The organism is Kitasatospora sp. NPDC006697 (assembly GCF_042869935.1).
GTDB lineage: Bacteria > Actinomycetota > Actinomycetes > Streptomycetales > Streptomycetaceae > Kitasatospora.
This window is the reverse complement of the sequence record NZ_JBIAGU010000003.1, coordinates 106,668-130,356: the sequence shown is the minus strand read 5'-3', so window position 1 is coordinate 130,356 and position 23,689 is coordinate 106,668. Positions and strand designations below refer to the sequence as shown.

The 23,689-nt window shown below is 73.0% G+C and carries 23 protein-coding genes and 1 pseudogene; 10 read left to right on the top strand and 14 right to left on the bottom strand.

The window, feature by feature from the left end:
• Nucleotides 1–15: 15 nt before the first annotated feature.
• The 5 genes from ACFYNO_RS05860 to ACFYNO_RS05840 all read right to left on the bottom strand — a co-directional run bounded on the left by ACFYNO_RS05860 (nucleotide 16) and on the right by ACFYNO_RS05840 (nucleotide 3,978).
• On the bottom strand, nucleotides 16–1,215 hold the full coding sequence (locus tag ACFYNO_RS05860; RefSeq protein WP_388005861.1) for a molybdopterin molybdotransferase MoeA: 1,200 nt from the start codon (nucleotides 1,213–1,215) through the stop codon (nucleotides 16–18).
• Between the two features lie 17 nt (nucleotides 1,216–1,232).
• Entirely contained in the window at nucleotides 1,233–1,499 is a 267-nt protein-coding gene (locus ACFYNO_RS05855; RefSeq protein WP_388005858.1) for a DUF6457 domain-containing protein, read from the bottom strand.
• A gap of 140 nt (nucleotides 1,500–1,639) precedes the next feature.
• On the bottom strand, nucleotides 1,640–2,239 hold the full coding sequence (locus ACFYNO_RS05850) for a molybdenum cofactor guanylyltransferase (protein WP_388005855.1): 600 nt from the start codon (nucleotides 2,237–2,239) through the stop codon (nucleotides 1,640–1,642).
• A gap of 20 nt (nucleotides 2,240–2,259) precedes the next feature.
• Nucleotides 2,260–3,201, bottom strand: coding sequence for an MBL fold metallo-hydrolase (locus tag ACFYNO_RS05845; protein ID WP_388005852.1), 942 nt, complete (start codon nucleotides 3,199–3,201; stop codon nucleotides 2,260–2,262).
• Nucleotides 3,202–3,327: 126 nt separating this feature from the next.
• On the bottom strand, nucleotides 3,328–3,978 hold the full coding sequence (locus ACFYNO_RS05840; RefSeq protein WP_388005849.1) for an FMN-dependent NADH-azoreductase: 651 nt from the start codon (nucleotides 3,976–3,978) through the stop codon (nucleotides 3,328–3,330).
• Between the two features lie 110 nt (nucleotides 3,979–4,088).
• On the opposite strand from ACFYNO_RS05840, the gene ACFYNO_RS05835 reads away from it, so the two are divergent.
• Nucleotides 4,089–4,493 carry a winged helix-turn-helix transcriptional regulator gene (locus tag ACFYNO_RS05835; protein WP_388005846.1) on the top strand — a complete coding sequence of 135 codons (405 nt, stop codon included), beginning with the start codon at nucleotides 4,089–4,091 and terminating at the stop codon, nucleotides 4,491–4,493.
• A 21-nt stretch (nucleotides 4,494–4,514) separates the two neighbouring features.
• Here the strand turns inward: ACFYNO_RS05835 and ACFYNO_RS05830 are convergent, their stop codons facing one another.
• Nucleotides 4,515–5,150 carry a class I SAM-dependent methyltransferase gene (locus ACFYNO_RS05830; protein WP_388006578.1) on the bottom strand — a complete coding sequence of 212 codons (636 nt, stop codon included), beginning with the start codon at nucleotides 5,148–5,150 and terminating at the stop codon, nucleotides 4,515–4,517.
• Nucleotides 5,124–5,762, bottom strand: a pseudogene (locus tag ACFYNO_RS05825) (HAD family hydrolase); the annotation flags it as partial. The gene ACFYNO_RS05830 and the pseudogene ACFYNO_RS05825, both read right to left, overlap by 27 nt.
• A 103-nt stretch (nucleotides 5,763–5,865) precedes the next feature.
• Between ACFYNO_RS05825 and ACFYNO_RS05820 the strand changes: the two are divergent.
• Together ACFYNO_RS05820 and ACFYNO_RS05815 are read left to right on the top strand one after the other, a co-directional pair.
• Nucleotides 5,866–6,189, top strand: a complete 324-nt coding sequence (locus tag ACFYNO_RS05820; RefSeq protein ID WP_388005843.1) for a DUF1330 domain-containing protein — start codon at nucleotides 5,866–5,868, stop codon at nucleotides 6,187–6,189.
• Nucleotides 6,190–6,273: 84 nt separating this feature from the next.
• Nucleotides 6,274–6,987: an MBL fold metallo-hydrolase gene (locus ACFYNO_RS05815; RefSeq protein WP_388005840.1), complete on the top strand. Its 714-nt coding sequence runs from the start codon at nucleotides 6,274–6,276 to the stop codon at nucleotides 6,985–6,987.
• A gap of 59 nt (nucleotides 6,988–7,046) precedes the next feature.
• Here ACFYNO_RS05815 and dnaB read toward each other — a convergent pair whose 3' ends face one another.
• Nucleotides 7,047–8,492: a replicative DNA helicase gene (dnaB, locus tag ACFYNO_RS05810; RefSeq protein ID WP_388006575.1), complete on the bottom strand. Its 1,446-nt coding sequence runs from the start codon at nucleotides 8,490–8,492 to the stop codon at nucleotides 7,047–7,049.
• Nucleotides 8,493–9,011: 519 nt separating this feature from the next.
• Here dnaB and ACFYNO_RS05805 point away from each other — a divergent pair.
• Complete coding sequence (locus ACFYNO_RS05805) at nucleotides 9,012–10,328, top strand: MATE family efflux transporter (RefSeq protein ID WP_388005837.1); 1,317 nt, start codon at nucleotides 9,012–9,014, stop codon at nucleotides 10,326–10,328.
• Nucleotides 10,329–10,433: 105 nt separating this feature from the next.
• Here the strand turns inward: ACFYNO_RS05805 and rplI are convergent, their stop codons facing one another.
• The 4 genes from rplI to rpsF all read right to left on the bottom strand — a co-directional run bounded on the left by rplI (nucleotide 10,434) and on the right by rpsF (nucleotide 12,205).
• Nucleotides 10,434–10,874: a 50S ribosomal protein L9 gene (gene rplI, locus ACFYNO_RS05800; protein WP_388005834.1), complete on the bottom strand. Its 441-nt coding sequence runs from the start codon at nucleotides 10,872–10,874 to the stop codon at nucleotides 10,434–10,436.
• Between the two features lie 17 nt (nucleotides 10,875–10,891).
• Nucleotides 10,892–11,128, bottom strand: coding sequence for a 30S ribosomal protein S18 (gene rpsR / locus ACFYNO_RS05795; protein WP_030304537.1), 237 nt, complete (start codon nucleotides 11,126–11,128; stop codon nucleotides 10,892–10,894).
• 74 nt (nucleotides 11,129–11,202) lie between these two features.
• The gene (locus tag ACFYNO_RS05790; RefSeq protein ID WP_388005831.1) at nucleotides 11,203–11,814 is read right to left on the bottom strand and encodes a single-stranded DNA-binding protein; all 612 of its coding nucleotides are present in this window, start codon (nucleotides 11,812–11,814) and stop codon (nucleotides 11,203–11,205) included.
• A 100-nt stretch (nucleotides 11,815–11,914) separates the two neighbouring features.
• The gene (rpsF, locus tag ACFYNO_RS05785; protein WP_388005828.1) at nucleotides 11,915–12,205 is read right to left on the bottom strand and encodes a 30S ribosomal protein S6; all 291 of its coding nucleotides are present in this window, start codon (nucleotides 12,203–12,205) and stop codon (nucleotides 11,915–11,917) included.
• 304 nt (nucleotides 12,206–12,509) lie between these two features.
• Between rpsF and ACFYNO_RS05780 the strand changes: the two genes are divergently transcribed.
• The 3 genes from ACFYNO_RS05780 to ACFYNO_RS05770 all read left to right on the top strand — a co-directional run bounded on the left by ACFYNO_RS05780 (nucleotide 12,510) and on the right by ACFYNO_RS05770 (nucleotide 15,252).
• Nucleotides 12,510–12,809: a hypothetical protein gene (locus tag ACFYNO_RS05780; RefSeq protein WP_388005825.1), complete on the top strand. Its 300-nt coding sequence runs from the start codon at nucleotides 12,510–12,512 to the stop codon at nucleotides 12,807–12,809.
• 214 nt (nucleotides 12,810–13,023) lie between these two features.
• Nucleotides 13,024–14,142, top strand: coding sequence for a lipid II:glycine glycyltransferase FemX (locus tag ACFYNO_RS05775; protein ID WP_388005822.1), 1,119 nt, complete (start codon nucleotides 13,024–13,026; stop codon nucleotides 14,140–14,142).
• A 66-nt stretch (nucleotides 14,143–14,208) separates the two neighbouring features.
• On the top strand, nucleotides 14,209–15,252 hold the full coding sequence (locus tag ACFYNO_RS05770) for an alanine racemase (RefSeq protein ID WP_388005819.1): 1,044 nt from the start codon (nucleotides 14,209–14,211) through the stop codon (nucleotides 15,250–15,252).
• Here the strand turns inward: ACFYNO_RS05770 and ACFYNO_RS05765 are convergent.
• Nucleotides 15,243–16,904 (bottom strand): glycosyltransferase family 87 protein, encoded by a 1,662-nt coding sequence (locus tag ACFYNO_RS05765; protein ID WP_388005816.1) that lies wholly within the window; start codon nucleotides 16,902–16,904, stop codon nucleotides 15,243–15,245. The two genes, ACFYNO_RS05770 and ACFYNO_RS05765, sit on opposite strands and share 10 nt — an antisense overlap.
• Nucleotides 16,905–17,029: 125 nt before the next feature.
• Nucleotides 17,030–19,849: a transglycosylase domain-containing protein gene (locus ACFYNO_RS05760; RefSeq protein ID WP_388005813.1), complete on the bottom strand. Its 2,820-nt coding sequence runs from the start codon at nucleotides 19,847–19,849 to the stop codon at nucleotides 17,030–17,032.
• Between the two features lie 472 nt (nucleotides 19,850–20,321).
• Between ACFYNO_RS05760 and ACFYNO_RS05755 the strand changes: the two genes are divergently transcribed.
• The 3 genes from ACFYNO_RS05755 to ACFYNO_RS05745 all read left to right on the top strand — a co-directional run bounded on the left by ACFYNO_RS05755 (nucleotide 20,322) and on the right by ACFYNO_RS05745 (nucleotide 23,663).
• Entirely contained in the window at nucleotides 20,322–21,005 is a 684-nt protein-coding gene (locus ACFYNO_RS05755) for a PadR family transcriptional regulator (protein ID WP_388005810.1), read from the top strand.
• Between the two features lie 145 nt (nucleotides 21,006–21,150).
• Entirely contained in the window at nucleotides 21,151–22,233 is a 1,083-nt protein-coding gene (locus ACFYNO_RS05750) for an inositol-3-phosphate synthase (protein ID WP_388005807.1), read from the top strand.
• Nucleotides 22,234–22,409: 176 nt separating this feature from the next.
• A complete protein-coding gene (locus ACFYNO_RS05745) occupies nucleotides 22,410–23,663 on the top strand; it encodes an MFS transporter (protein ID WP_388005804.1) in 1,254 nt (417 codons plus the stop codon).
• The last annotated feature ends 26 nt before the right edge of the window (nucleotides 23,664–23,689 follow it).

The following is a 23,689-nucleotide window of genomic DNA, read 5'->3' as shown; positions in this document are numbered from 1 at the left end:
CGGCCTGACGGAGGGTCAGTGCGGCTGCCCGGGCACCGGCAGCAGCTCGATCCGCGTCCCCGCCGACAGCCCGCCGGGCGGGATCACCGCCAGCGCCTCGGCCAGCGCCAGGCCGCGCAGCATCGCCGGCCCGTCGAAGGCCAGCGGCAGCGGTCCGTCCTCGGTGAGCCGCACCGGCAGCAGCCGGCTCTGCACCGGGTGGCCGGGCAGGTCGACGGCGATGCGGGCGTACCGGGCGGGCGCGGCGGGGCGGCCGGCCAGCGCGTCCAGCAGCGGCAGCGCCAGGGTGACGGTGCCGGCCACGGCGGCCAGCGGGTTGCCGGGCAGGCCGACCAGGTGGCGGACCGCCCCGCCGGGGGTGGCGGTGGCGGGCGGCAGTTCGGCCAGCAGCATCGGGTGCCCGGGCCGGACCGCGACGCCGTCCACCAGCAGCCGGGCCCCGCACTCGGCCAGCGCGCCGTGCAGGTGGTCCACCGGCCCGGCGGCGGTCGCCCCGGTGGTGACCACCACCTCGGCGGTGGAGCGCAGCAGCGCGTCCCGGAGCAGCCCGAAGTCGTCCCGGACCGGGCGCCGGCCCAGCACCTCGGCGCCGGCGGCGGTCAACCAGGGCTGCAGCAGCGGCCCGAGCGCGTCCCGGACCAGGCCGGGGCCGGGCAGTCCGGATTCCAGCAGCTCGTCGCCGAGCACCAGCAGCTCCACGGTGGGCCGCCGGCGCACCGCCAACCGGTCGTAGCCGCAGGCGGCGGCCAGGCCGAGCACCGCGGCACCGACCACGCTGCCGGCCGGCAGCAACTGCTCGCCGCTGCGGCACTCCTGGCCGCGCGGGCGGACGTCCTGCCCGGGACCGACCCCGGCGGGCGCCCGCAGCGTGCCCTCCCGCAGCTCGCCGTGCTCGCGGCGCAGCACGCCGGTGGCGCCGGGCGGCAGCTGGGCGCCGGTGGCGATGCCGGTGGCCCAGCCGTCGGCCAGCGGCGGCGGGGTGCGGCCGGCCAGCACCTGGCCGGCGAGCCGCCACGGTCCGGGGCCGGCCACCGCCCAGCCGTCCATCGCGGCGGTGTCGAAGGCGGGCAGGTCGGTGAGCGCGGTGAGCGGCCCGGCCAGGGTGCGCCCGAGCGCGGCGGCCAGCGGCAGTTCCTCGGCCGGCGGCGCGGGGCGGGTGCCGGCCCGGCGGGCGACCTCGCGGGCCCGCGGCCAGGCGGTGTCGGTGGTGGGCACGGGGGGCGCGGACGCCGTCACGGGGTCTCCGGGTCCGCCTCGGCCGCCGCCCAGCGCTCGGCGAGCGCGGTGATCCGCTCGGCGGCCGCGGTCACGGCGGCGGCGTCGCCGCCCCGGGCCGCGGCGGCCCAGCCGATCAGGAAGGCGGTCAGCGGGGCGGCCGGGCGGGCCACGCCGTGCGCCACTACCCGGGCCAGGTCGAGCAGTTCCTTGACGTCCACGGCCGGCTCGATGCCCAGCTCGGCAGCGGCCTCGGCCATCCAGTCGTCCAATGTGCGTCCCATGGGGCACCATGCTGCCCGATCCGTGCGGCGGCGGGGTGCTCCGGGTGTGTGCGGTGCGGGTCGTTTCGCTCACCCGGCCGCCCGGGCGGCGGTGAAGCGGCCCGACCAACGACCCGACCAGCGCCTGGCCAGCCGCCCGGTCAGCGGTCCGGCCGGCGGCCCGTCAGGTCCCGTCGGCGCGCTGCGGCCAGCTGCTCCCAGGTGTCGCAGTCCTCGGCGGCGCCCTCGGTGTCGGGCAGCCGCACCGTCCGCAGCCCGCCGACCAGCCTGCGCAGCGGGAGCCCGGCGGGTTCGCCGAGCCCGGCCAGCGCGGTGCGCAGGGCGGCGGTGCGGTAGGCGGCGAGCAGCGGCTGGTCCCGGCCGTCCGGGTCGACCAGCACGGCGGCCTCGGCCTCCCCGGTGACGGCCGCCGCCAGCCGCCGCACCGTCGCGGCGGTGACGAACGGCAGGTCGGCGGCGAGCAGCAGCACCACCGGCGCGGCCAGGCCCGGATCGGCCAGTCCGGCCGCCGCGGCGGCCACCGGTCCGCCGCCGGGCGGCCGCTCCCTGGTCCAGTGCGCCCCGCCGCCGGTGCCCGGCCCGACCGCCACCACCCGCTCGGCACCGGCGCAGGCCGCGAGCACCCGCTCCAGCAGGGTCCGCCCGCCGACCTCGAGCCGCGGCTTGTCGGCCCCGCCGAGCCGCCGGGCGGCTCCGCCGGCCAGCACGATCGCGTCGTAGCGCCGGTTCTCGGTCGTCATGCGACCAGTATCGGGCCGGCTCAGCGGTCGGTGTTGGCCCGGGCGCCGGCGGTGAGGAAGGCGGGCAGGGTCAGCTCGCCGTAGGCCTGGGCCATGGTGGTGACCAGGGCCTCCGCGTCGTCCGGGTGCTCGGTCAGCAACTGGTCGAAGTCGTGCAGGTAGTCCCGGGTGAAGCCGAGGATCCGGGCCGGGTCGTCGCCCTGGCCGGGGGCCCGGTGGCCGGCGATCAGCCGGTCCGGGGCGAGCGCGGCGATCCGGTCCAGGTTGGCCAGCCACGCGGTGCGCTGCTCGGGGGTGGTCTCGGCGGTCCACAGGTGGGTGCCGTTGCCGACGAAGTCGCCCGCGATCACGGTGCGGGAGCCGGGTACGTGGACCACGGTGGAGTCGGAGCAGTCGGACTGGCCGAGCATCAGCACCCGGATCAGCTGGCGGTCGATCATCAGCGGCAGCGGGCGCAGCGGCCGGGGGAGCACGGGGTGCTCGGGGATGTCGGCACCGAGCACCGGGCGCCATTCGGCGGTCTTGGCGGCGGCGGTGGCCGCGATCGCCGCCACCACCGGCGGGGCGGCCAGCACCTGGGCGGCGGGGAAGAGCCGCAGCACCTCCTCGACGCCGAAGTAGTGGTCGGGGTGCGGGTGGGTGATCACCACGGCGAGCAGCTGGCGGGCCTTGCCGGCGATCCACTCGGCGAGCTCACGGCCGGCGCCGCGGGTGAGCTGGGCGTCCACCAGGATGGCGTCGCGGGTGCCGCAGATCAGGCTGGAGGTGGCGAAGAGCGCCGACTCGGGGCCGGTGAAGACCTCGATCTCCAGCGGCGGGCCGGGCGGCGGGGCGGCGGTGGAGCCGTTGCCGCCGCGCAGGGCGGGGGCGGCGCCGCCGTCCGCACCGGACCCGGCGGCCCCCGTGGCGTCACCGGGTCCGGTGGTCCCCGCGGCGGACGGCTCGGGCGGTGGCGTCGTCACGGCGGCTCCCTGGTCGGCGGCTGTCGCCCTCAGCATGGAAGCCGCCCGGCCGGGCCGCCCGGCGGGCACGCCGTCCGGGTGAACCTCCCCGGGGCGGGCTCCGACCGTCCGTCAGCTGGCGCACCGTCAGGCCGCGGCGGCGGCCAGGGCGGCCTCCCGGCCCTTGGCCGCGGCCTCCTTCAGCGCCTGCTCCTTGAGCTGGTCGGCCGTCTCGATGAACTCGGCGAGCGCGGGGTTGACCCGGGCCAGGGTGAACTCGGCGGCGACGGTGTCCACGCTGACGCCGAGCAGGCTGCTGAGCACCTTCTCCAGGTAGGTGGTGGTGAACTCGTGGCCCTCGCGCGGGGAGCCGGGCGCGTAGGAGCCGCCGCGGGCGGCGAAGACGGTGACCGGCGTGCCGGCCACCGTGGAGCCCTCGCCGAAGGTGCGGCCGGCCAGCACCACGTGGTCGATCCAGGCCTTCAGGTTGGACGGGACCGAGAAGTTGTACATCGGGGCGCCGATCACCACGGCGTCGGCCTCCTCCAGCTCGGAGATCAGCTCCTCGCGCAGCGCGAAGGCGGCCTGCTGCTCGGCGGTGCGCTGGTCGGCGGGGACGAAGCCGGCCACGATCCCGGCGGCGTCCAGGTGCGGCACCGGGGCCGCGGCCAGGTCGCGGCGGAGCACGGTGCCGTCCGGGTGTGCGGCCTGCCACTCCCGGACGAAGGCGGCGGTGAGCTCCCGGGAGACCGAGGTGTCGGTCATCACCGAGGAGTCGATGTGCAGCAGCGTGGCCATGGTGATCCTCCATACGTTCTGATAGTTGCTTTGATTTCCTCTGCAACTACAAACAACGTAGCAGCTTACTTTTTATTAGTCACTAGCGGGCTGCCGGTACCCTGGGAGGCATGGCACAGGTAGGCGAACGGACGGCAGCGGGCCCGGCGACGGCTCCGGACGGCGGCTGCGCGGGCGCCGTGGGGCCGTGCGGCAGCGTGGACATCGGCCTGACCAAGGTCTTCGCGCTGCTCGGCAAGCGCTGGTCGGGCCTGGTGGTGGCGGTGCTCAGCCACCACGCGGCGCACTTCGCCGACCTGCGGCGGGCGATCCCGGGGATCAGCGAGCGAATGCTCTCGGACCGGCTCTCCGAGCTGGCCGAGGCCGGACTGGTGCTGCGCGAGGTCGACGAGGGACCACCGCTGCGGGTCAGCTACCGGCTGACCGAAGCGGGCCGGGCACTCGGCCCGGCCCTGGAGGAACTGCGCCGCTGGGCCGCCGACCACATGCCCGAGGCGGCCGACGGCGGCTGCTGACGCTGCTGCGCCGACCCCGGATCAGTCCCGGGCGAACCCCAGCTCGGTCCAGCGCACCCCGTCCCGGCCGTGCAGGTCGGCGCGCTCCGAGCGGTGCACCGCGCGCAGCCCGGCGGCCGCCGCCTGCGCCGCCACCTCCTCGGCCGGCACCTCGAACATCCGCCGCCCGGCCGGCACCGGCCCGTGCCGCAGGGTCAGCAGCAGCGTGCCGCCGGGGGCCAGCAGCTCCAGCACCCGGGCGAAGGCCCGGGCCCGCTCGGCCGGCGCCAGGTGCATCCAGACCGCGGTGGCCAGCACCAGGTCGAACGGACCGGCCACCCCTGGCAGCTCCGGCAGCGCCGCGTCCGTCCACTCCACCCCGGCCGCCGCGTGCCGCGCCCGGCCCGGCTCGCGCAGCTCCGCCACCGGCTCGGCCGCCGTCACCCGGTGGCCCAGGGCGGCCAGCGCGGCCGCGTCCCGGCCGGTGCCCGCGCCCAGGTCGAGCACCCGGGCCGGGGCCGGCGGCAACAGGTGCAGCGCCTCGCGGTGCACCTGCTCGAAGCCGACCTCCTCGTACTGCTCCAGCAGGCGCCCGGCCTCCTCGCGGTAGCCGGCCGTACCGGCCGGGCCGTCCGGCACCGCGCCCAACCCGGCCAGCAGCGCCGGCAGCTCGCGCATCTCGGTGAAGACCGTGGCCCCCTCCTCCACCAGCCAGTCCGCCGGGGTCAGCCCGCCCGCGTAGCCGAGCACCCGCATGCCCGCGGCCCGGCCGGCCCGCGCCCCGTACTTGCTGTCCTCGACCACCACGCAGGCCTCGGGCGCCACCCCCATCCGGGCCGCCGCGTGCAGGAACAGGTCGGGCGCCGGCTTGCCCTGCCGCACCTCACTGGCGCTGAAGATCCGGCCGGCGAAGTACTCGTAGAGGCCGGTGCGGCCCAGCGTGTGCCGCATCTTCCGGTGGCTGCCGCTGGAGGCCACGCAGCTGGGCAGCCGCAGCGCCGCCAGCGCCTCGCTGATCCCGTCCACCTCGGTCAGCTCCGCGTCCACCGCCACCCGGTGCAGCTCCTCGAACCGCTCCCGCCACGGGTCCACGGCCGCCGCGCCCAGCCGCTCGGCCACCTGCTCGCCGATCGAGGCGTTGGACCGGCCGACGAACCGCTCCACCACCTCCTCGGCGGTCAGCGGCCAGCCCAGCTCCGCCCCCACGGCCACCGTCGCGCGCACCGCGATCGGCTCGCTGTCCACCAGCACGCCGTCACAGTCGAAGAGCACCAGTTCGATCTTGGTCATCGGGTCAGGCTAGCCGTACCTACGGCCGACCGATGCGCCGCCCTCCCCGCCCCGCATAGCGTCGGGGACGTCAGCACGCAGACGCGGAACAACGGAGGACACCATGACCGCCTACGCCCTGGGCCACATGCACTCGGTCGAGTTCGGCCCGGAGATCGTCGAGTACCTGCAGCGGATCGACGCCACCCTGGAGCCCTTCCAGGGCCGCTTCCTGGTCCACGGCAACCCGGTCGAGCTGCGCGAGGGCGCCTTCGACGGCAACCTGATCCTCATCGGCTTCCCCGACCTGGCGCGGGCCCGCGCCTGGTACGACTCCCCCGCCTACCAGGAGATCCTGCCGCTGCGCACCCGCAACTCGGTGACCGACGTGCTGCTGGTCGAGGGCATGCCGGAGGGCTACCTGGGGGCCGACTCGCTGGGGCACTGACGCCTCGTCAGCCCAGGGCGAACGGCGGTTCGCGATCGGTGAACTCCCGCCGCCGCGGGCGCGCGGGCACCTAGCGTTCGGCCCATGGACCTCATCGAACTCACCCCGACCGTCTGGCAACTCCCGCTCCCGGTGGGCCACGTGCACCTGGTGCGGCTGGAGGACGGCTTCGCCGCCGTCGACACCGGCGTGCCGGGCACCGCCCCCGCCGTGCTCGCGGCGCTGCGGCAGCTAGGCGCCGGGCCCGAGCGGCTGCGGCAGATCCTGCTCACCCACTCGCACATCGACCACATGGGCTCGGCCGCCGAGCTGGTCGCCGCGAGCGGCGCCGAACTGCTGGCCGGAGCCGGCGACGCGGCGGTGATCAGCGGCCGGCAGCCCGAACCGCAGCCCGTCCACACCCCCGTCGAGGCCGAACTGCACCGCAAGGTCTCGGCCGCCTTCGGCACCGCCACCGCCCCCACCCCGCTCCCGGTGGACCGGGAGCTCACCGAGGGCGCCGCGCTGCCCGGCTGGACCGAGCCCGTCCAGGTCCTGGAGGTGCCCGGCCACACCCCGGGCGGCATCGCCCTCTTCCTCCCGGAGAGCGGCCTGCTCTTCTCCGGCGACATCATCGGCACCGGCCCGGACTCGGCCCACCTCGGCCCGTTCAACCTGGACCGCGACCGGGCCATCGCCTCCTTCCACCGCCTCGCCGCCCTCGAGCCCCGGATCCTCGCCGTCCCCCACGGCACCCCGGTCACCACCGGCGCCACCGCCCTGCTGCGCGCGGCCACCCCGGAGCTGGACTGGATCTGACGCCCGCTCGACCCTCCGGGCCACGCGCTCCGCTCCGTCACGGGTCCGGTCACACCCGGTCAGTCCCGGGTCATGTCCACGAAGCGCGAGTAGTGGCCCTGGAAGGCCACGGTGATGGTGGCGGTGGGGCCGTTACGGTGCTTGGCGACGATCAGGTCGGCCTCGCCGGCGCGGGGGGACTCCTTCTCGTAGGCGTCCTCGCGGTGCAGCAGGATGACCATGTCGGCGTCCTGCTCGATCGAGCCGGACTCGCGCAGGTCGCTGACCATCGGCTTCTTGTCGGTGCGCTGCTCGGGGCCACGGTTCAGCTGGGAGAGCGCGATCACCGGCACCTCCAGCTCCTTGGCCAGCAGCTTGAGGTTACGGGACATGTCCGAGACCTCCTGCTGCCGGCTCTCGGCCCGCCGGGAGCCGCCGGACTGCATCAGCTGGAGGTAGTCGATGACCACGAGCTTGAGGTCGTTGCGCTGCTTGAGCCGCCGGCACTTGGCCCGGATCTCCATCATCGACAGGTTCGGCGAGTCGTCGATGTACAGCGGTGCCGCCGTGACGTCCGGCATCCGCCGGGCCACCCGGGTCCAGTCGTCGTCGGTCATGTTCCCGGACCGCATGTGGTGCAGCGCCACCCGCGCCTCGGCGGAGAGCAGCCGCATCGCGATCTCGTTGCGCCCCATCTCGAGCGAGAAGATCACGCTCGGCAGGCCGTTGGTGATCGAGCAGGCCCGCGAGAAGTCCAGCGCGAGGGTGGACTTGCCCATCGCCGGGCGGGCCGCGATGACGATCATCTGGCCGGGGTGCAGGCCGTTGGTGAGGGCGTCCAGGTCGGCGAAGCCGGTGGGGACGCCGGACATCTGGCCCTGGCGGGAGCCGATCGCCTCGATCTCGTCGAGGGCGCCCTCCATGATGTCGGCGAGCGGGGCGTAGTCCTCGCTGGTGCGCTGCTCGGTGACGGCGTAGATCTCGGCCTGGGCGGCGTTGACGATCTCGTCCACGTCGCCCTCGGCCGCGTAGCCCATGCCGGCGATCCGGGTGCCGGCCTCGACCAGGCGGCGCAGCACGGCGCGCTCGTGGACGATCTCCGCGTAGTACTCGGCGTTGGCCGCGGTGGGGACCGAGTTGACCAGGGTGTGCAGGTAGCCCGGGCCGCCGACCCGGCTGAGCTCGCCGCGCTTGGTGAGCTCGCTCGCCACGGTGATCGGGTCGGCCGGCTCGCCGCGGGCGTAGAGGTCGAGGATCGCGCTGTGGATCAGCTCGTGGGCCGGGCGGTAGTAGTCGAGCGGCTTCAGCACCTCGACGACGTCGGCGATGGCGTCCTTGGAGAGCATCATGCCGCCGAGCACGGACTGCTCGGCGGGGATGTCCTGCGGCGGCACCCGCTCGAAGCCCTCGCCGGACGGGCGGTCGCGGTCGCCGTCCCGGTCGCCGTCGCGCTTGCGGAAGTCGCCGCCCTTGCCGCCGCCCTTGCCCTTGCGGAACTCGCCGTCCTCGCGGCGGCGGGCCGGCAGCCGGTCGCTGGGGGTGTCGGCGGGGAAGGACTGGCCGAAGGCGTCGTCGGCGACCGGCCACTCCTCCGGGGGCGGCGGGACGTCGTGGTCGTCGTACTGGGGGCCGGTCACGCGTCATCCCCGTTCAGCGAGAGGTGTGGAGCCAGGGCGCGGCGGCCCGGTGGGGCGGACTGGGACACGGTCCGGTCCACCTCCTTCATACGCCACGCGGCCGACGGAACCCGGCCGGCTCAGCGGCCGGGCGCGTCGGGTGAGCGACCACGCTAAGGGGCGGGCCGGGCATGTTCCAAGCCGGATCGACAAAGTTATCCACAGGGGGTGTGGATGAAGTCCCCAGTACTGTGGACAACTGCCCGAAACCTGTGCACGAGGCTGGGGACATCCCTGTGGATAACCTGTTGATCAGACCACCGTCAACACGCTGACCTGCATTGACTCTTTCCACCGGCTGTGCATGAGAAAAACTTCACACACCCCCGCCCGCCCGGCCCCGCCCTGTGGATGGCTACCTTGATCCCCATGACACGCAGCCGCCGGCACGACCGGGAGATCCTGGCGCTCGCGATACCGGCCTTCGGCGCCCTGGTCGCCGAACCGCTCTTCCTGATGGGTGACTCGGCGATCGTCGGCCACCTCGGCACCGCCCAGCTGGCCGGCCTCGGAGTGGCCGGCGCCGCGCTCTCCACCCTCACCGGGGTCTTCGTCTTCCTCGCCTACGCCACCACCGCCGCGGTCGCCCGCCGGATCGGCGCCGGCGACCGCCGGGCCGCCATCCAGCAGGGCATGGACGGCATCTGGCTGGCCCTGCTGCTCTCCCTCCCGCTGGTCCTGCTCGGCTACCTCTTCGCGCCCGCCACCGCGCACGCCCTGGGCGCCTCGGCCACCGCGCAGCCGTACGCGGTGACCTACCTGCGGATCAGCACCCTGGGCATCCCCGCGATGCTGGTGGTGCTGGCCGCCACCGGCGTGCTGCGCGGCCTGCAGGACACCCGGACCCCGCTGCTGGTGGCGCTGGCCGCCTTCTCCGCCAACCTGCTGCTCAACCTCGGCCTGGTCTACGGCGCGGGCCTGGGCATCGCCGGCTCGGCCTGGGGCACGGTGCTGGCGCAGACCGGGATGGCCGCCGCCTACCTGGTCGTGGTGGTCCGCGGCGCCCGCCGGGAGCAGGCCGTGCTGCGCCCCGACCCGGCCGGCATCCGGGCCTGCGCCCGGGCCGGCGGGCCGCTGGTGGTGCGCACCCTCTGCCTGCGCGGGGTGCTGATGCTGGCCACCGCGGTGGCCGCCCGGCTCGGCGACCAGGAGGTGGCGGCCCACCAGATCGCCATGACCCTCTGGGGCTTCCTGGCCTACGGGCTGGACGCGATCGCGATCGCCGGGCAGTCGATCATCGGCCGCTCGCTGGGCGCGGGCGACCCGGCCGGGGCCCGGGCGGCGACCCGGCGGATGGTGCAGTGGGGGGTCGGCGCGGGGGTGCTGCTGGGGGTGCTGGTGGTGGCCACCGGGTCGCTCTACCTGCCGCTCTTCACCGCCGACCCGGCGGTGCGCGGCCAGCTCGCCGCGGTGCTGCCGCTGGTCGCGCTGGCCCAGCCGGTCTGCGGGGTGGTCTTCGTGCTGGACGGCGTGCTGATGGGCGCGGGCGACGGTGCGTACCTGGCCTGGGCGATGTTCGGCGCGCTGGCCGCCTTCACCCCGGCGGCGCTGGCGGTGCCGGCCCAGGGCGGCGGGCTGACCGGGCTCTGGTGGGCGATGAACCTGGTGATGCTGGTCCGCGGCGGTTTCCTGGTCGGCCGGACCAGGACCGGCCGCTGGCTGGTCACCGGCGCCGTGCGGGCCTGAGCCCCGGCGCCGGGGAACGCCCGAGGGCCGGGGAACGCCCGAGGGCCGGGGCCTCCACGGTGGGAGGCCCCGGCCCTCGGGGTCACGACGAGGGGTGCGCCTGGATCAGGCGACGACCACGTCGAGGTTGGCCTGGACGTCAGCGTGCAGCTTGACGGCGACCTTGTGGGTGCCCACGGTCTTGATCGGCGAGGCGATCGTGACGGCGCGCTTGTCGACCGACGGGCCGCCGGCCGCCTTGACGGCGTCGACGACGTCGGCCTGGGTGACCGAGCCGAAGAGGCGGCCGGCGTCACCGGAGCGCACCTTCAGCTTGACCTGCAGGCCCTCGAGGGTGGCCTTCAGCTCGTTGGCGGCCTCGACGGTCTGGATCTCGTGGATCTTGCGGGCGCGACGGATGGCGTCGACGTCCTTCTGGCCGCCCTTGGTCCAGCGGATGGCGAAGCCGCGCGGGACCAGGAAGTTGCGGGCGTAGCCGTCCTTGACCTCGACGACCTCGCCGGCGCTGCCGAGGCCGGCGACCTCGTGGGTGAGGATGATCTTCATTCTTCGGTCACCCTCTCTTAGCGCGCGGTGCTGGTGTAGGGCAGCAGCGCCATCTCACGGCTGTTCTTGACGGCCGTGGCGACATCGCGCTGGTGCTGGGTGCAGTTGCCGGTCACCCGGCGGGCACGGATCTTGCCGCGGTCGGAGATGAACTTCCGCAGCAGGTTCGTGTCCTTGTAGTCAACGTAGTTGACCTTGTCCTTGCAGAAGACGCAAACCTTCTTCTTCGGCTTGCGCGCAGGCGGCTTCGCCATGGTGTGCTCCAAATGAGGATCACGATCCGGGGCCGTGGGAACGGTCCCCGGGTCGCACGAAATCTGTCAGCTCTTTAGAACGGAGGCTCTTCCGAGTAGCCGCCACCGGCCGGGGCACCCCAACCACCGGAGTTGTTCCCGCCGGCCGGCGCGCTGGACGCCCACGGGTCGTCGGACGGGGCAGACTGGCCGCCGCCGGAGTTTCCACCCCAGCCACCGCCGCTCTGACCGCCGCCGCCCTGCTGGCCGCCCCAGCCGCCCTGGCCGCCGCCGCCCTGCTGGGGGCCGCCGCCGAAGCCGCCGCCACCGCCGCCGGGACCGCGGTTGGCCCGGGTCACCTTGGCCGTCGCCGAGCGCAGGCTCGGACCGACCTCATCGACCTCGACCTCGAAGACCGTCCGCTTCTCGCCTTCCTTGGTCTCGTAAGACCGCTGGCGCAGTCGGCCCTGCACGATCACGCGCATGCCGCGCTGCAGCGACTCGGCCACGTTCTCCGCCGGCTGACGCCAGACGTTGCACGTGAGGAAGAGGCTCTCGCCGTCCTTCCACTCGTTCGTCTGGCGGTCGAAGGTGCGGGGAGTGGACGCGATGCGGAACTTCGCGACCGCCGCACCCGAGGGGGTGAAACGCAGCTCGGGGTCGTCGACGAGATTGCCGACCAGGGTGATGACGGTCTCGCCTGCCATGGTGTGCTGACCTCTCGGGAGGAGGAGTTCCGTTCTAGCGATGTTTCACGTGAAACATCGGACGCGAGCCCACGGGACCGTCAACGGTCCCGCAGTGGGCTCAGTGGGTGTCCGGGCGCAGAACCTTGGTCCGGAGGACCTGCTCGCTCAGCGACAGCTGGCGGTCAAGCTCCTTGACGACCTCAGGCGTGGCCTTGAGGTCGATGACCGAGTAGATGCCCTCGGGCTGCTTCTTGATCTCGTACGCCAGGCGACGACGGCCCCAGGTGTCGATCTTCTCAACGGAGCCGCCACCGGTGCGGACGACGTTGAGGAAGCTCTCGATCAGGGGGGAGACAGCGCGCTCTTCGACCGACGGGTCGAGGATGACCATCACCTCGTAGTGACGCATGGTTGAACCCACCTCCTTTGGACTCAGCGGCCACGGTCTCTCCGTGGCAGGAGGGTTGTACAGCGTCGGCACCGGCTGGCTGCCGGCCCGCGGCCACCGTAACGGCCGGGTCCGACAAGTCCCGGATCCCGCCGGCCCGGAAGAGGGCGTGCAGGAGCGCAGGTATACCAGTGCAGATCGCACAGCCTACCCGCACCCATCCGGCCGAACAAAACGCCCATCGATTGCCGCCCGGTCTCAAGGGGCGCAATCTGGGCAGAACGGGTTCATCAGCATTGCCCGGCCCGCACTGGAGGTGGGTTCCATGGCACAGACCGTCCACCGATTCCCCGCGTTCACCCTCAACACCGATGGCCGCCCGCACCCCAGGGAGAACACCCTGGCGGCGGTGACCGCCGTGCTCGGTGTGCTGGCGTTCACCTCGTCGTTCTTCCACGGCCTGCACCTGCTCAGCTCCTGGAGCGGGCTGGCCGGGGTGGCCACCGGCCTCTACGGCCAGTTCGTCTCGGCCACCACGGCGGAGCGGTTCGTCCTGGTGATCGGCACCGGGATGGCGGCCTTCGGCTTCGGCATCGCACTGGCGCACGGCGGACTGTTCGGCTGACCCGCGGGGCCGCCCGCCCGCCGTGCGGCACGGCGCGGGCGCGGCGCAGGAGACGGCGCTCCCAGGCGGGGAGCGCCGTTTCGGCTCTCCCGATCCACCCCGGACGCCCCGGCCCTAGGGTTCGGTCGAACGCGCCGCACGAGACCTGCTCGAATCGGACCATTCGGGCGATAGGGTCACAGAGTCCGTCAACCTGCCAAGGAGCACCGCGACCATGAGCCTGCGACTGAGGACGATCACCCGCGAGGAGCACCTCGCCTTCGTGCGCAGCCGCCCCTCCGTCAGCCACATGCAGGTGCCCTCCTGGGGCGAGGTCAAGAGCGAGTGGCGAAGCGAGTCGATCGGCTGGGTGGACGAGTCCGGGGCCGTGGTCGGGGCCGGACTGGTGCTCTACCGGCAGCTGCCCAAGCTGAAGCGGTACCTGGCCTACCTGCCGGAGGGTCCGGTGATCGACTGGTTCGACCCGGACCTGGACCGCTGGCTGGCCCCGATGCTGGCCCACCTCAAGGCGCAGGGCGCCTTCTCGGTGAAGATCGGCCCGCCGGTGGTGATCCGCCGCTGGGGCGCCGCGACCGTCAAGGAGGCGGTGGCCGGCGGCGAGGCCAAGCGGCTGCGCGACGTGGACCCGGACTGGTACGAGCCGCGGGCCTTCGAGGTGGCCGACCGCTTGCGCCGGGCCGGCTGGCTGCAGGGCGAGGACGGCGGGGCCGGCTTCGGCGACGTGCAGCCGCGCTACGTCTTCCAGGTGCCGCTGGCCAACCGCTCGCTGGACGACATCCAGCGCGGCTTCAACCAGCTCTGGCGGCGCAACATCAAGAAGGCCGAGAAGAGCGGCGTCGAGGTGGTCCAGGGCGGTTACGAGGACCTGCCGGTCTTCCACCAGCTGTACGTGCTGACGGCGGAGCGCGACCGGTTCACCCCGCGCCCGCTGACCTACTTCGAGCGCCAGTGGCGGGTGCTGACCGAGGAGGACCCGAACCGGATGCGGCTCTACCTCGCCTACCACGAGGGCGAGCCGCTGGCCGCGACCACCATGCTCACCGTCGGCCAGCACGTCTGGTACTCCTACGGCGCCTCGGCCAACCACAAGCGCGAGGTCAAGCCCTCCAACGCGATCCAGTGGCGGATGATCCGGGACTCCTACGCGCTCGGCGCGGGCGTCTACGACCTGCGCGGGATCAGCGACACGCTGGACGAGGAGGACCCGCTCTACGGCCTGATCCAGTTCAAACTGGGCACCGGAGGCCAAGCCGCCGAGTACCTGGGCGAATGGGACTTCCCGGTCAACAAGCTGCTGCACAAGGCGCTGGACCTCTACATGTCGCGCCGCTGACCCGCGCCCACCGCACGACCACGCGCCGCCCGCGCCCAGCCGGCCGGCGCAGCCAGGGAGAGCACCATGACCCTTTCGCTGTACGTCGACACCGACCGCTGGCGCGGGCACCAGCGAGCCCTGCTGGCCGAGTTCCCCGGCCTGGTGCCGGTGGCCAAGGGCAACGGCTACGGGCTGGGCAACCGCCGGCTGGCCGGGGAGGCGGAGCTGCTGGGCACCGGGCTGCTGGCCGTGGGCACCGCCGTCGAGGCGGCCGAGGTGCTGGCCGGCGGCTACCCGGGCGAGGTGCTGGTGCTCACCCCGTACCGGGTCGGCGAGCCCGCGGTCGAGCTGCCGGATCCGGGCCGGGTGGTGCGCACGGTGGGCAGCCTGGAGGCACTTCGGGCGCTGGCGGGCGGCCGGGTGGTGGTGGAGTGCATGACCGGCATGCGCCGGCACGGCATCGCCCGGACCGACCTGGCGCACTGCGCCGAAGCCGGCGCGGAGCGGGTGGAGGGCTTCGCGCTGCACCTGCCGCTGGACCGGCCGGACGGCTCCGACCCGGTGGCCGAGGTCTCCGACTGGGTGGCCGCGATCGGCGCCGCCGGGCTGCCCACCGGGGCGGTCTTCCTCAGCCACCTGGGCGCCGCCGGGGTGGCCGAGCTGGCCGGGCGCCACCCCGGCACCGCCTTCCGCTCCCGGATCGGCACCCGGCTCTGGCTGGGGGACGTGGCGGCCCTGGAGGCCCGCGCCACGGTGCTGGACGTGACCGCCCTGGGCAAGGGCGAGCGGTACGGCTACCGCCAGCGCCGGGCCCCCGCCGCGGGCCACCTGCTGGTGGTCTCCGGCGGCACCGCGCACGGCATCGGCATGGAGACCCCGAAGTACGTCCAGGGGCTGCTGCCCCGGGCGAAGGGGATCGCCCGGGCCGGGCTGGCCGCGTTCAACCGCACGCTCTCGCCCTACCAGTGGAACGGGCGCCAGCTCTGGTTCGCCGAGCCGCCGCACATGCAGGTGAGCATCCTGTTCCTGCCCGGCACCAGCAAGCCGCCGGCGGTCGGCGACGAGCTGGCGGTGACGGTGCGGCACACCACCACGCACTTCGACGTGGTGGCGGACCGTCAGGCCTGAGCGGCCGGCTCGGGCTCGTCGCCCTTCGGCCGGTCCTGCGGGTCGTCCCCCTGGGAGCCGCCCTCCTGGGGGCCGCCCTCCTGCTGGTCGGCGTCCAGCGGGCGCTCGGGGGCCAGCCAGTCGGCCACCGCCTCCGCCGTGCCGCCCTCCACCGGACCGAGCGCCGCGTAGGAGGCCTCCTCGCGCATCCGGCGGGCGGCGCCCAGCACGAAGACGTCGGGCGCGAAGTCCAGCACGCCGCCGGACGGGTCGTCGCTGCCGTCCCAGCGCACCGGGTCGCGGTCCGGGCGCAGGATGTCGCGGACCACCACGGCGACCAGGTAGAGCGTGCCGGCCAGGTGCAGCATGATCGCGAAGTGGTACCAGTCCTGGCCGATGCCGTGCTGCTTGGAGTCCGAGATGTAGGCCAGGTAGGACCAGATGCCGAGGAAGTACAGCACCTCGCAGGCCTGCCAGATCAGGAAGTCGCGCCAGCGCGGCCGGGCCAGCGCGGCCAGCGGGATCAGCCAGAGCACGTACTGCGGCGAGTAGACCTTGTTGGTGATCACGAAGGCCGCCACCACCAGGAAGACCAGCTGGGCGAAGCGCGGCCGGCGCGGGGCGCTGATCGCCAGCCAGCCGATCGCCAGGCAGCTGAGCACCAGCAGAGCGGCGATCCAGGTGTTGAGGGTGTCCAGGCCCTGGTTGCGGTCCTGCATCAGGATCATCCAGAAGGACCCGAAGTCCTCCTTGCGGGTCTGGCTGAAGGTGTAGAAGGTCTTCCAGCCGTCGAAGCTGGCGATCATGATCGGCAGGTCGACCACCAGCCAGGCGCCCGCCGCGCCGGCCAGTGCCCGGCCGAGGTCCCGCCAGCGGCCGGCCCGCCAGCAGAGCACGACGAGCGGGCCGAGCAGCAGCACCGGATAGAGCTTGGCCGCGGTCGCCAGGCCGATGAAGACGCCGGCCAGCACGGTGCGGCGGCCGGACCAGTAGGCCATCGCCACCGCGGTCAGCGCCACCGCGAGCAGGTCCCAGTTGATGGTGGCGTTCAGCGCGAGCGCCGGGGCCAGCGCGAAGAGCAGCGCGTCCCAGGGTCGGCGGCGGTGGATCCGGGTCAGCGCGATCACCGTGACCACCGCGCAGATCAGCAGCATCCCGGCGTTGACCATCCAGAACCAGCGCTCACGGTCCTGGATCACCCCGCTGGTCGGGGTCAGCCAGCCGGCGATCTGCATGAACAGACCGGTCAGCACCGGGTACTCCAGGAACTTCATGTCCGGAGAGGGCGACGGGATCTGGTCCAGGTACGGGTGCAGCCCGGCGGCCAGGCCGCGGGCCGTGTAGAGGTGCGGGATGTCGCTGTAGCAGGCGTGGGTGTACTGGGCGGTGGCGCCGAAGAACCAGCCGCTGGTGTAGCAGGGCAGCTTCTGCACCAGGCCCAGGCAGTACGTGAGCACGGTGGCCAGCGCCAGGAACCTCGCCGGCACCCACCAGGAGACGCCGAGCAGCGCCCGGCGGCCGGGCGGGCCGCCGAGCAGTTCGCTGCCGGCGGCGGCCACCGGGTCCTCGTCCGCGGGGACGACCACGGTGTTGGGCAGCGGACCCTCGTCCGACTGGACCTCCGCGGCCGAGGCCTCGGTCTGGTCACGGGTGCTCGACGTCATGGCGCACATACTGCCGCACGACCGCTGATCCGACGAGGACCGGTCCACACCAGTTCTGCGGCCGTGACGAACGGCCCGCGGCCCCCGCTCGGTGAGCGGGGGCCGCGGGCCGTCGCCGGGGTCGGCCGGTGCCGTTACGGGGTCGGCTGGGCCGACGGCGTGGGGGTCGTGCCGCCGGCGCCACCGCCGGGCTTGCGGCTGGTCGAGGGCGAGGCCGAGGGGCTGTCCGACGGGGAGCTGCTCGGCACGCAGCCGAACAGTCCGCAGCCGCCGGTGCCGCCGGTGGTGCCGCCACCGCCGGTGCCACCGGTGCCGCCGCCGTTGCCACCGCCGCCGTTGCCGCCCTGGGTCTTGCTGGCCGAGGGGGAGGGGGCGCCGCCGCAGTCCACGCCGGGCAGGCAGGTCTCCGGCGCGCCGGTGGGCTGCTGCGGCGGGGCCTGGCTGGTCGGCGGGACCTGCACCGGGGCCTGGCTGCTCGGCGCGGCGCTCGGCGAGGGCGAGGCGCTGGCCGAGGGGGACGGCGAGGGCGAGGCGGTGCTCGGCGCGCCGGAGGCGTCCACCTCGGTGTTGACCGGGCCCGGCGTCGGGAAGTCCACCACCGGGGTGTTGGCCAGCGCCTGCTTCATGTAGTCGGCCCAGACCTCGGTCGGCAGGTCACCACCGTAGAAGGTGGCCTTGCCGCCGGTGCCGCTGAGCGACTGCAGGCCGGGGTGGTTCGCGTCCTCGCGGAACATGGTCACCGCGGTGGCCAGCTGCGGGGTGTAGCCGTCGAACCAGGCCGAGGTGCCCTTGTCGGTGGTACCGGTCTTGCCGGCCACCGGGCGGCCGACGGCCTGCGCCTTGGTACCGGTGCCCTTCGCCACCACGTCCTCCAGGACGCTGGTGATGTTGTCGGCCACCGCCTGGTCCAGCACCTGCTTGGGCGCCGGCTTGGTGAAGGCGCTGTTCGGCTTGCCGTTGTGCTCGAGCTTGGTCACCGCGTACATGTCGGTCTGCTGGCCGCGGGCGGCGAAGACCGAGTAGCCGGAGGCCATCTGGATCGCGCTCGGGGTGGAGGTACCGATCGCGAAGGCCGCGGTGCCCTGGTTGGCCACCGGCATCGAGGCGGCGCTCAGGCCCATGGTCTGGGCCAGCTTCGCCACGTTCGGACCGCCGACGTCCTCGCCGAGCTGCACGTAGGGCACGTTGAAGGAGTTGATCATCGCGGTGCGCAGCGTGACGTAGCCCTGCGGGCCGCTCTCGTCGTTCTTCTGCTTGAAGACCGAGCCGTCCTGGTTGGTGACCAGCGAGCCGTCGGGCTTGCGGATGGTGCTGAGGTCGTCCGCGTTGTAGCGGCTGTCCTCGTTGATCCGCATCGGCTTGCCGTCCGGACCGGTCTGGGTGAGCACGCCGTCCTGCATCGCGGTGGCCAGCACGTAGGGCTTGAAGGTCGAGCCGACCGGGACGCCGGTGGTGTCCGCGTTGTTGCTGTACTGGCCCTTGTCCTGGCCGGGGCCGCCGTAGATGGCGACCAGCGCCCCGTCACCCGGGATCACCGAGGCCGCGCCGACCTGCACGTTGGTGTCGGTCTTGGCGCGCTTGACCGGGTCCAGGTTCTTGGTGGTCATGTCGTCCACGGCCTTGGACAGCATGTCCACCTTGTCCTTCTGCAGGGTGGTGTAGATCCGGTAGCCGCCGTGGCCGAGCACCGCGTCGGTGATCTGCGGGTCCTTGGACTCGATGTACTTGTTGACGGTGTCCACGATGTAGCCGACCTGGCCGCCCTGGGTGCTGGTGGGCTGCTGCTTGATCGGCTCCGGCAGGCCGGCCTTGGTGCACTGGTCCATCTGGTCCTGGGTGATCGCCCCGGTCTTCACCATCTTGCCGAGGATCCACTCCCAGCGGCCGCTCGCCGGGTCGGCCTGGGTGCCGAACATCCGGATGTGGTTGGCGTTGCTCAGCGAGGGGTCGTAGTAGCCGGCCCCCTTCAGCAGGCCGGCCAGCATCGCGCTCTGGCAGGGCGTCAGGTCCTTCGCCTCCACGCCGTAGTAGGCGTGCGCGGCGGCCTGGATGCCGGTGGAGTTGCGGCCGAACCAGCTGGTGTTGAGGTAGCCGTCGAGGATGTCGTCCTTGGTCTTCACCTGGCTGAGCTTCAGCGTGATGAAGAACTCCTTGAGCTTGCGGGTGACCGTCTGGTCCTGGCTCAGGTAGGCGTTCTTCACGTACTGCTGGGTGATCGTCGAGCCGCCCTGGGTGGACTGGCCGGAGGCCATGTTGTAGACGGCGCGGGCGATGCCCTTGGGGTCGATGCCGCTGTCCGAGCGGAACGTCTCGTTCTCGGCGGCGATCACCGCGTCCTGCATCGACTTGTTGATCTGGGTGATGTCCACCAGCTGGAGGTTGCTCTGGCCGGTGCGGGTCATCTCGCTGCCGTCGGCCCAGTAGTAGATGTTGTTCTGGACCGGGCTGAGGTCCTTGAGCTGGGGCACCGTGGTCATCGAGTAGGCGGTGCCCACCGCGGCCACCGAGCCGCCGAAAAAGATCAGGAAGAGCGAGAGCAGCTGCTTCCAGGAGGGCAGCCAGCGCCGCACGCCGGTCTTGCCCCAGCGCGGGTAGTCGAGCCACTTCTTCTTGCCCGGCGGCTTGCCGCCGCCCGGACCGCCCGGGCCCCGGCCGGCGGGTCCGCCCGGCCCACCGGGGCCGCGCCGCCCGCCGCCGCTGCCGCCGCCGCCCTTCTGCGAGGCCTTGCGCATCTCGGCCCGGGTCATCCGGGGCTGCGCGGCGGTCTCCCGCGTCCCGTCCGGGCGGCCCTGGCCGGCGGCGGGGCCGCGGGCCGGGGTCGGACGACCGGGGGTGTCGTAGGACGGCGCCCCTTCGGGCGGGGTGCCGTAGGCGTAGGGGCGGCCGCCGTCACGGCGGGCCGGCGGCTGCTGGTCTCCGCCCTGGTCGGGCGACCGTCGCCGGTGTTCGCTCATTGTCCAGTAACTCCTAGGCCAGGCACGGACGCCTGTCAGCAGACTCTCTTCCGATGCCCGCAACCGCCCTAGGCCGTACGGCCCCTTCCCCGGAGGTGGTCCTCGTGCACACGCGACAGCGTACGGGGGTCGAATGAGGCACTATTCGGGCATTTCCTGACAAGAGCCATGAATCACCGTCAGATCATTACAGGCCCGTTGCTCAGCTTCCCCGAGTCGGCCCCGACTCGGGCCCGGCTCGACCCGCGGGGCGGTCCACGAGCGCTCCGCGGACCCGTCCCGGACCCGTCTCAGCAGGTCGCGGGGGCCCCGGCGACGGCTCCGTGACTTCTTGTGATCACATTCACCCGTGCCCCCCTTGCCCCAATCGTGACCTCGGCCTATCGTTCTCGATATATCGAGTCGATACATCGCAGCGGCATACCCGTCGCGGTGTGCCGGCTCCGGACGCATCGGAAGGAGGCAGGACCGCATGAGCAGGCGCTCGGGAGTACTGGAGTTCGCCGTTCTCGGCCTCCTCCACGACGCCCCGATGCACGGCTACGAGCTGCGCAAACGCCTCAACGTGCTGCTCGGCTCGTTCCGCGCGTTCTCCTACGGCACGCTCTACCCGTGCCTGAAGAGCCTGGTCGCCCAGGGCTTCCTGGTGGAGGACAACCCCAGCGCCGAGTACGTCCCGGCGACCGCGCTGAACGGCAAGCGGTCCAAGATCGTCTACCGGCTCTCGGCCGAGGGGAAGCAGCGGTTCGAGGAACTGCTCGCCGACTCCGGCCCGGACGCCTGGGAGGACGAGCACTTCGGCGTGCACTTCGCCTTCTTCGGCCAGACCGACCGAGCGGTGCGGATGCGCGTGTTGGAGGGCCGGCGCAGCAGACTCGAGGAGCGGCTGGAGCGGATGCGCTCCTCCGTGGCCCGCACCCGCGAGCGGTTCGACGACTACACGCTCGAGCTCCAGCGCCACGGACTGGAGTCCGTGGAGCGCGAGGTCCGCTGGCTCAACGAACTGATCGAGACCGAGCGGGCCAACCGCACCGGCCGCGCCCCGGCACCACCCGGCGGCAGCGCGGCCCCACACACTTCGGACGGCCGTGACCAGGCGGACGGATCCCCCGATCCGGTCCGGTCACCGTACGACCGCCCGGGGCGCTCCCACTAGGAGCGCCGCCGCCGCGACCGCGTGGACATCACGCGTGCAGTCGGCGGGCTGGGCGCCGCGCGCGCCCGTCAGACAGTCAGATGAGATGCAGGACGAGGATCGTCGCCCCCCGACGAGCCTCACGAGAACACAGGGAGCAACCGGAATGGGTTCGGTTCGCGTAGCCATCGTGGGCGTGGGCAACTGCGCCGCGTCGCTGGTGCAGGGTGTCGAGTACTACAAGGACGCCGACCCGGCCGGCAAGGTCCCCGGGCTGATGCACGTGCAGTTCGGCGAGTACCACGTCCGTGACGTGGAGTTCGTCGCCGCGTTCGACGTCGACGCCAAGAAGGTCGGCCAGGACCTCGCGCACGCCATCGGCGCCAGTGAGAACAACACCATCAAGATCTGCGACGTGCCGCCGACCGGCGTCACCGTCCAGCGCGGTCACACCCTCGACGGCCTCGGCAAGTACTACCGGGAGACCATCGAGGAGTCCGACGAGACCCCGGTCGACGTCGTCAAGGTCCTCAAGGACAACCAGGTCGACGTCCTGGTCTGCTACCTGCCGGTGGGCTCCGAGGACGCCGCCAAGTTCTACGCCCAGTGCGCCATCGACGCCAAGGTCGCCTTCGTGAACGCCCTCCCGGTGTTCATCGCCGGCACCAAGGAGTGGGCCGACAAGTTCACCGAGGCCGGTGTCCCGATCGTCGGCGACGACATCAAGTCGCAGGTCGGCGCGACCATCACGCACCGCGTGATGGCGAAGCTCTTCGAGGACCGCGGTGTCGTCCTCGAGCGCACCATGCAGCTGAACGTCGGCGGCAACATGGACTTCAAGAACATGCTCGAGCGCGACCGGCTGGAGTCCAAGAAGATCTCCAAGACCCAGGCCGTCACCTCGCAGATCCGCGACCGCGAGCTGGGCGCCAAGAACGTCCACATCGGCCCGTCGGACTACGTCGCCTGGCTGGACGACCGCAAGTGGGCGTACGTCCGCCTCGAGGGCCGCGCCTTCGGCGACGTCCCGCTGAACCTGGAGTACAAGCTCGAGGTCTGGGACTCCCCGAACTCGGCCGGTGTGATCATCGACGCCGTGCGCGCCGCGAAGATCGCCAAGGACCGCGGCATCGGCGGCCCGATCCTCTCCGCCTCCTCCTACTTCATGAAGTCGCCGCCGGTGCAGTACTTCGACGACGAGGCCAAGGAGAACGTCGAGAAGTTCATCCGCGGCGAGGTCGAGCGCTGACCCCAGGTGTGCTCACCGCGTGAGTTCACCCGCTGATCACCGATCAGCACCCTCTAGGGCCGATGTTTCACGTGAAACATCGGCCCTAGGCATGACACCCTGGGCGGGTGGCGATGACCCGACGAGCTGCCCCGGCCCCCAGCTCCCCCGACACCGGCCGAGCCACCCTGTCCGCCTTGCTGCGGACCCGGAACTTCCGCCGGCTGCTCGAGGTGCGGCTGCTCTCCCAACTCTCCGACGGGGTCTTCCAGGCCTCGCTGGCCTCCTACGTGATCTTCTCGCCGGAGCGCCAGTCCACCCCGGCGGACATCGCCTCGATGATGGCCGTGCTGCTGCTGCCGTTCTCGGTGATCGGCCCGTTCGCCGGCGTGCTGCTGGACCGCTGGCGCCGCCGCCAGGTGCTCTACCTGGGCAACCTGACCCGGTTCGGGCTGAGCGTCGGCACCGCCGGGCTGCTGCTGCTCCGCGCCCAGGAGTGGCTCTTCTTCGCCGCCGCGCTGCTGGTCACCGCGGTCAACCGGTTCATCCTGGCCGGCCTGTCCGCCTCGCTGCCCCGGGTGGTCGCCGCCGACCGGCTGGTCACCGCCAACGCGCTCTGCCCCACCGCCGGCACGGTGGCCGCCGTGATCGGCGGCGGTACCGGCGTGCTGGTGCACCAGTTGCTGCCGCCCGGCCCGCTCTCCGACGCCGCCCTGGTCACCGTCGCCGCCGGGCTCTACCTGGCCGCCGGGCTGGCCGCCCGCCGGATGGACCCGGAGCTGCTCGGCCCCGAGCACCACCCGGACCGGCCGAACCTGCGGGCCGCGCTGGGCCAGGCCGGCCAGGCCCTGCTGGACGGGCTGCGCCACCTGGTCCGGGAGAGCCGGCCGGCGGTGCGGGCGCTGGCCGCCGTGACCGCCGCCCGGTTCTGCTACGGCGTGCTGATCGTCGTCGTGCTGATGCTCTCCCGCTACACCTTCAACCGCCCGACCGACGCCCGCGGCGGGCTGGCCACCCTGGGCACCGCCCTGGCCTTCTCCGCGGTGGGCTTCTTCCTGGCCGCGGTGGTCAGCCCGTGGTGCAGCCGGCGGCTCGGGCTGGACGGCTGGATGACCACCTGCCTGGCCTCGGCCGCGGTCTTCGTCCCCGCGCTCGGCCTCTCCTTCGCGGTCGGCCCGATCATGGTCGCGGCCCTGCTGCTCGGCCTGATCACCCAGGCGACCAAGATCTGCGCGGACACCATCGTGCAGCACGAGGTGGCGGACGACTACCGCGGCCGGGTGTTCGCGCTCTACGACGTGCTCTTCAACGTGGCCTTCGTGGCCGCCGGTGCGGTGACCGCCCTGGTCCTGCCGCTGAGCGGACACTCGGTACCGGTGGTGGTCGCCGTCGCCCTCGCTTATGCGATCAGTGCGCTTTTTTACGCCCGGGGGGCTCGCGGGCGGCGCTAGGGTCTGTCTGACAATCAGGTACGAGC

What these genes read in the sequence shown, in the direction of transcription:
- ACFYNO_RS05855 (WP_388005858.1), bottom strand. Translation starts at nt 1,499, where the DNA reads ATGGGACGCACATTGGACGACTGGATGGCCGAGGCCGCTGCCGAGCTG.
- ACFYNO_RS05850 (WP_388005855.1), bottom strand. Translation starts at nt 2,239, where the DNA reads ATGACGACCGAGAACCGGCGCTACGACGCGATCGTGCTGGCCGGCGGA.
- ACFYNO_RS05840 (WP_388005849.1), bottom strand. Translation starts at nt 3,978, where the DNA reads ATGGCCACGCTGCTGCACATCGACTCCTCGGTGATGACCGACACCTCG.
- ACFYNO_RS05835 (WP_388005846.1), top strand. Translation starts at nt 4,089, where the DNA reads ATGGCACAGGTAGGCGAACGGACGGCAGCGGGCCCGGCGACGGCTCCG.
- ACFYNO_RS05830 (WP_388006578.1), bottom strand. Translation starts at nt 5,150, where the DNA reads ATGCGCGAGCTGCCGGCGCTGCTGGCCGGGTTGGGCGCGGTGCCGGAC.
- ACFYNO_RS05820 (WP_388005843.1), top strand. Translation starts at nt 5,866, where the DNA reads ATGACCGCCTACGCCCTGGGCCACATGCACTCGGTCGAGTTCGGCCCG.
- ACFYNO_RS05815 (WP_388005840.1), top strand. Translation starts at nt 6,274, where the DNA reads ATGGACCTCATCGAACTCACCCCGACCGTCTGGCAACTCCCGCTCCCG.
- ACFYNO_RS05805 (WP_388005837.1), top strand. Translation starts at nt 9,012, where the DNA reads ATGACACGCAGCCGCCGGCACGACCGGGAGATCCTGGCGCTCGCGATA.
- rplI (WP_388005834.1), bottom strand. Translation starts at nt 10,874, where the DNA reads ATGAAGATCATCCTCACCCACGAGGTCGCCGGCCTCGGCAGCGCCGGC.
- rpsR (WP_030304537.1), bottom strand. Translation starts at nt 11,128, where the DNA reads ATGGCGAAGCCGCCTGCGCGCAAGCCGAAGAAGAAGGTTTGCGTCTTC.
- ACFYNO_RS05790 (WP_388005831.1), bottom strand. Translation starts at nt 11,814, where the DNA reads ATGGCAGGCGAGACCGTCATCACCCTGGTCGGCAATCTCGTCGACGAC.
- rpsF (WP_388005828.1), bottom strand. Translation starts at nt 12,205, where the DNA reads ATGCGTCACTACGAGGTGATGGTCATCCTCGACCCGTCGGTCGAAGAG.
- ACFYNO_RS05780 (WP_388005825.1), top strand. Translation starts at nt 12,510, where the DNA reads ATGGCACAGACCGTCCACCGATTCCCCGCGTTCACCCTCAACACCGAT.
- ACFYNO_RS05775 (WP_388005822.1), top strand. Translation starts at nt 13,024, where the DNA reads ATGAGCCTGCGACTGAGGACGATCACCCGCGAGGAGCACCTCGCCTTC.
- ACFYNO_RS05770 (WP_388005819.1), top strand. Translation starts at nt 14,209, where the DNA reads ATGACCCTTTCGCTGTACGTCGACACCGACCGCTGGCGCGGGCACCAG.
- ACFYNO_RS05765 (WP_388005816.1), bottom strand. Translation starts at nt 16,904, where the DNA reads ATGTGCGCCATGACGTCGAGCACCCGTGACCAGACCGAGGCCTCGGCC.
- ACFYNO_RS05760 (WP_388005813.1), bottom strand. Translation starts at nt 19,849, where the DNA reads ATGAGCGAACACCGGCGACGGTCGCCCGACCAGGGCGGAGACCAGCAG.
- ACFYNO_RS05755 (WP_388005810.1), top strand. Translation starts at nt 20,322, where the DNA reads ATGAGCAGGCGCTCGGGAGTACTGGAGTTCGCCGTTCTCGGCCTCCTC.
- ACFYNO_RS05750 (WP_388005807.1), top strand. Translation starts at nt 21,151, where the DNA reads ATGGGTTCGGTTCGCGTAGCCATCGTGGGCGTGGGCAACTGCGCCGCG.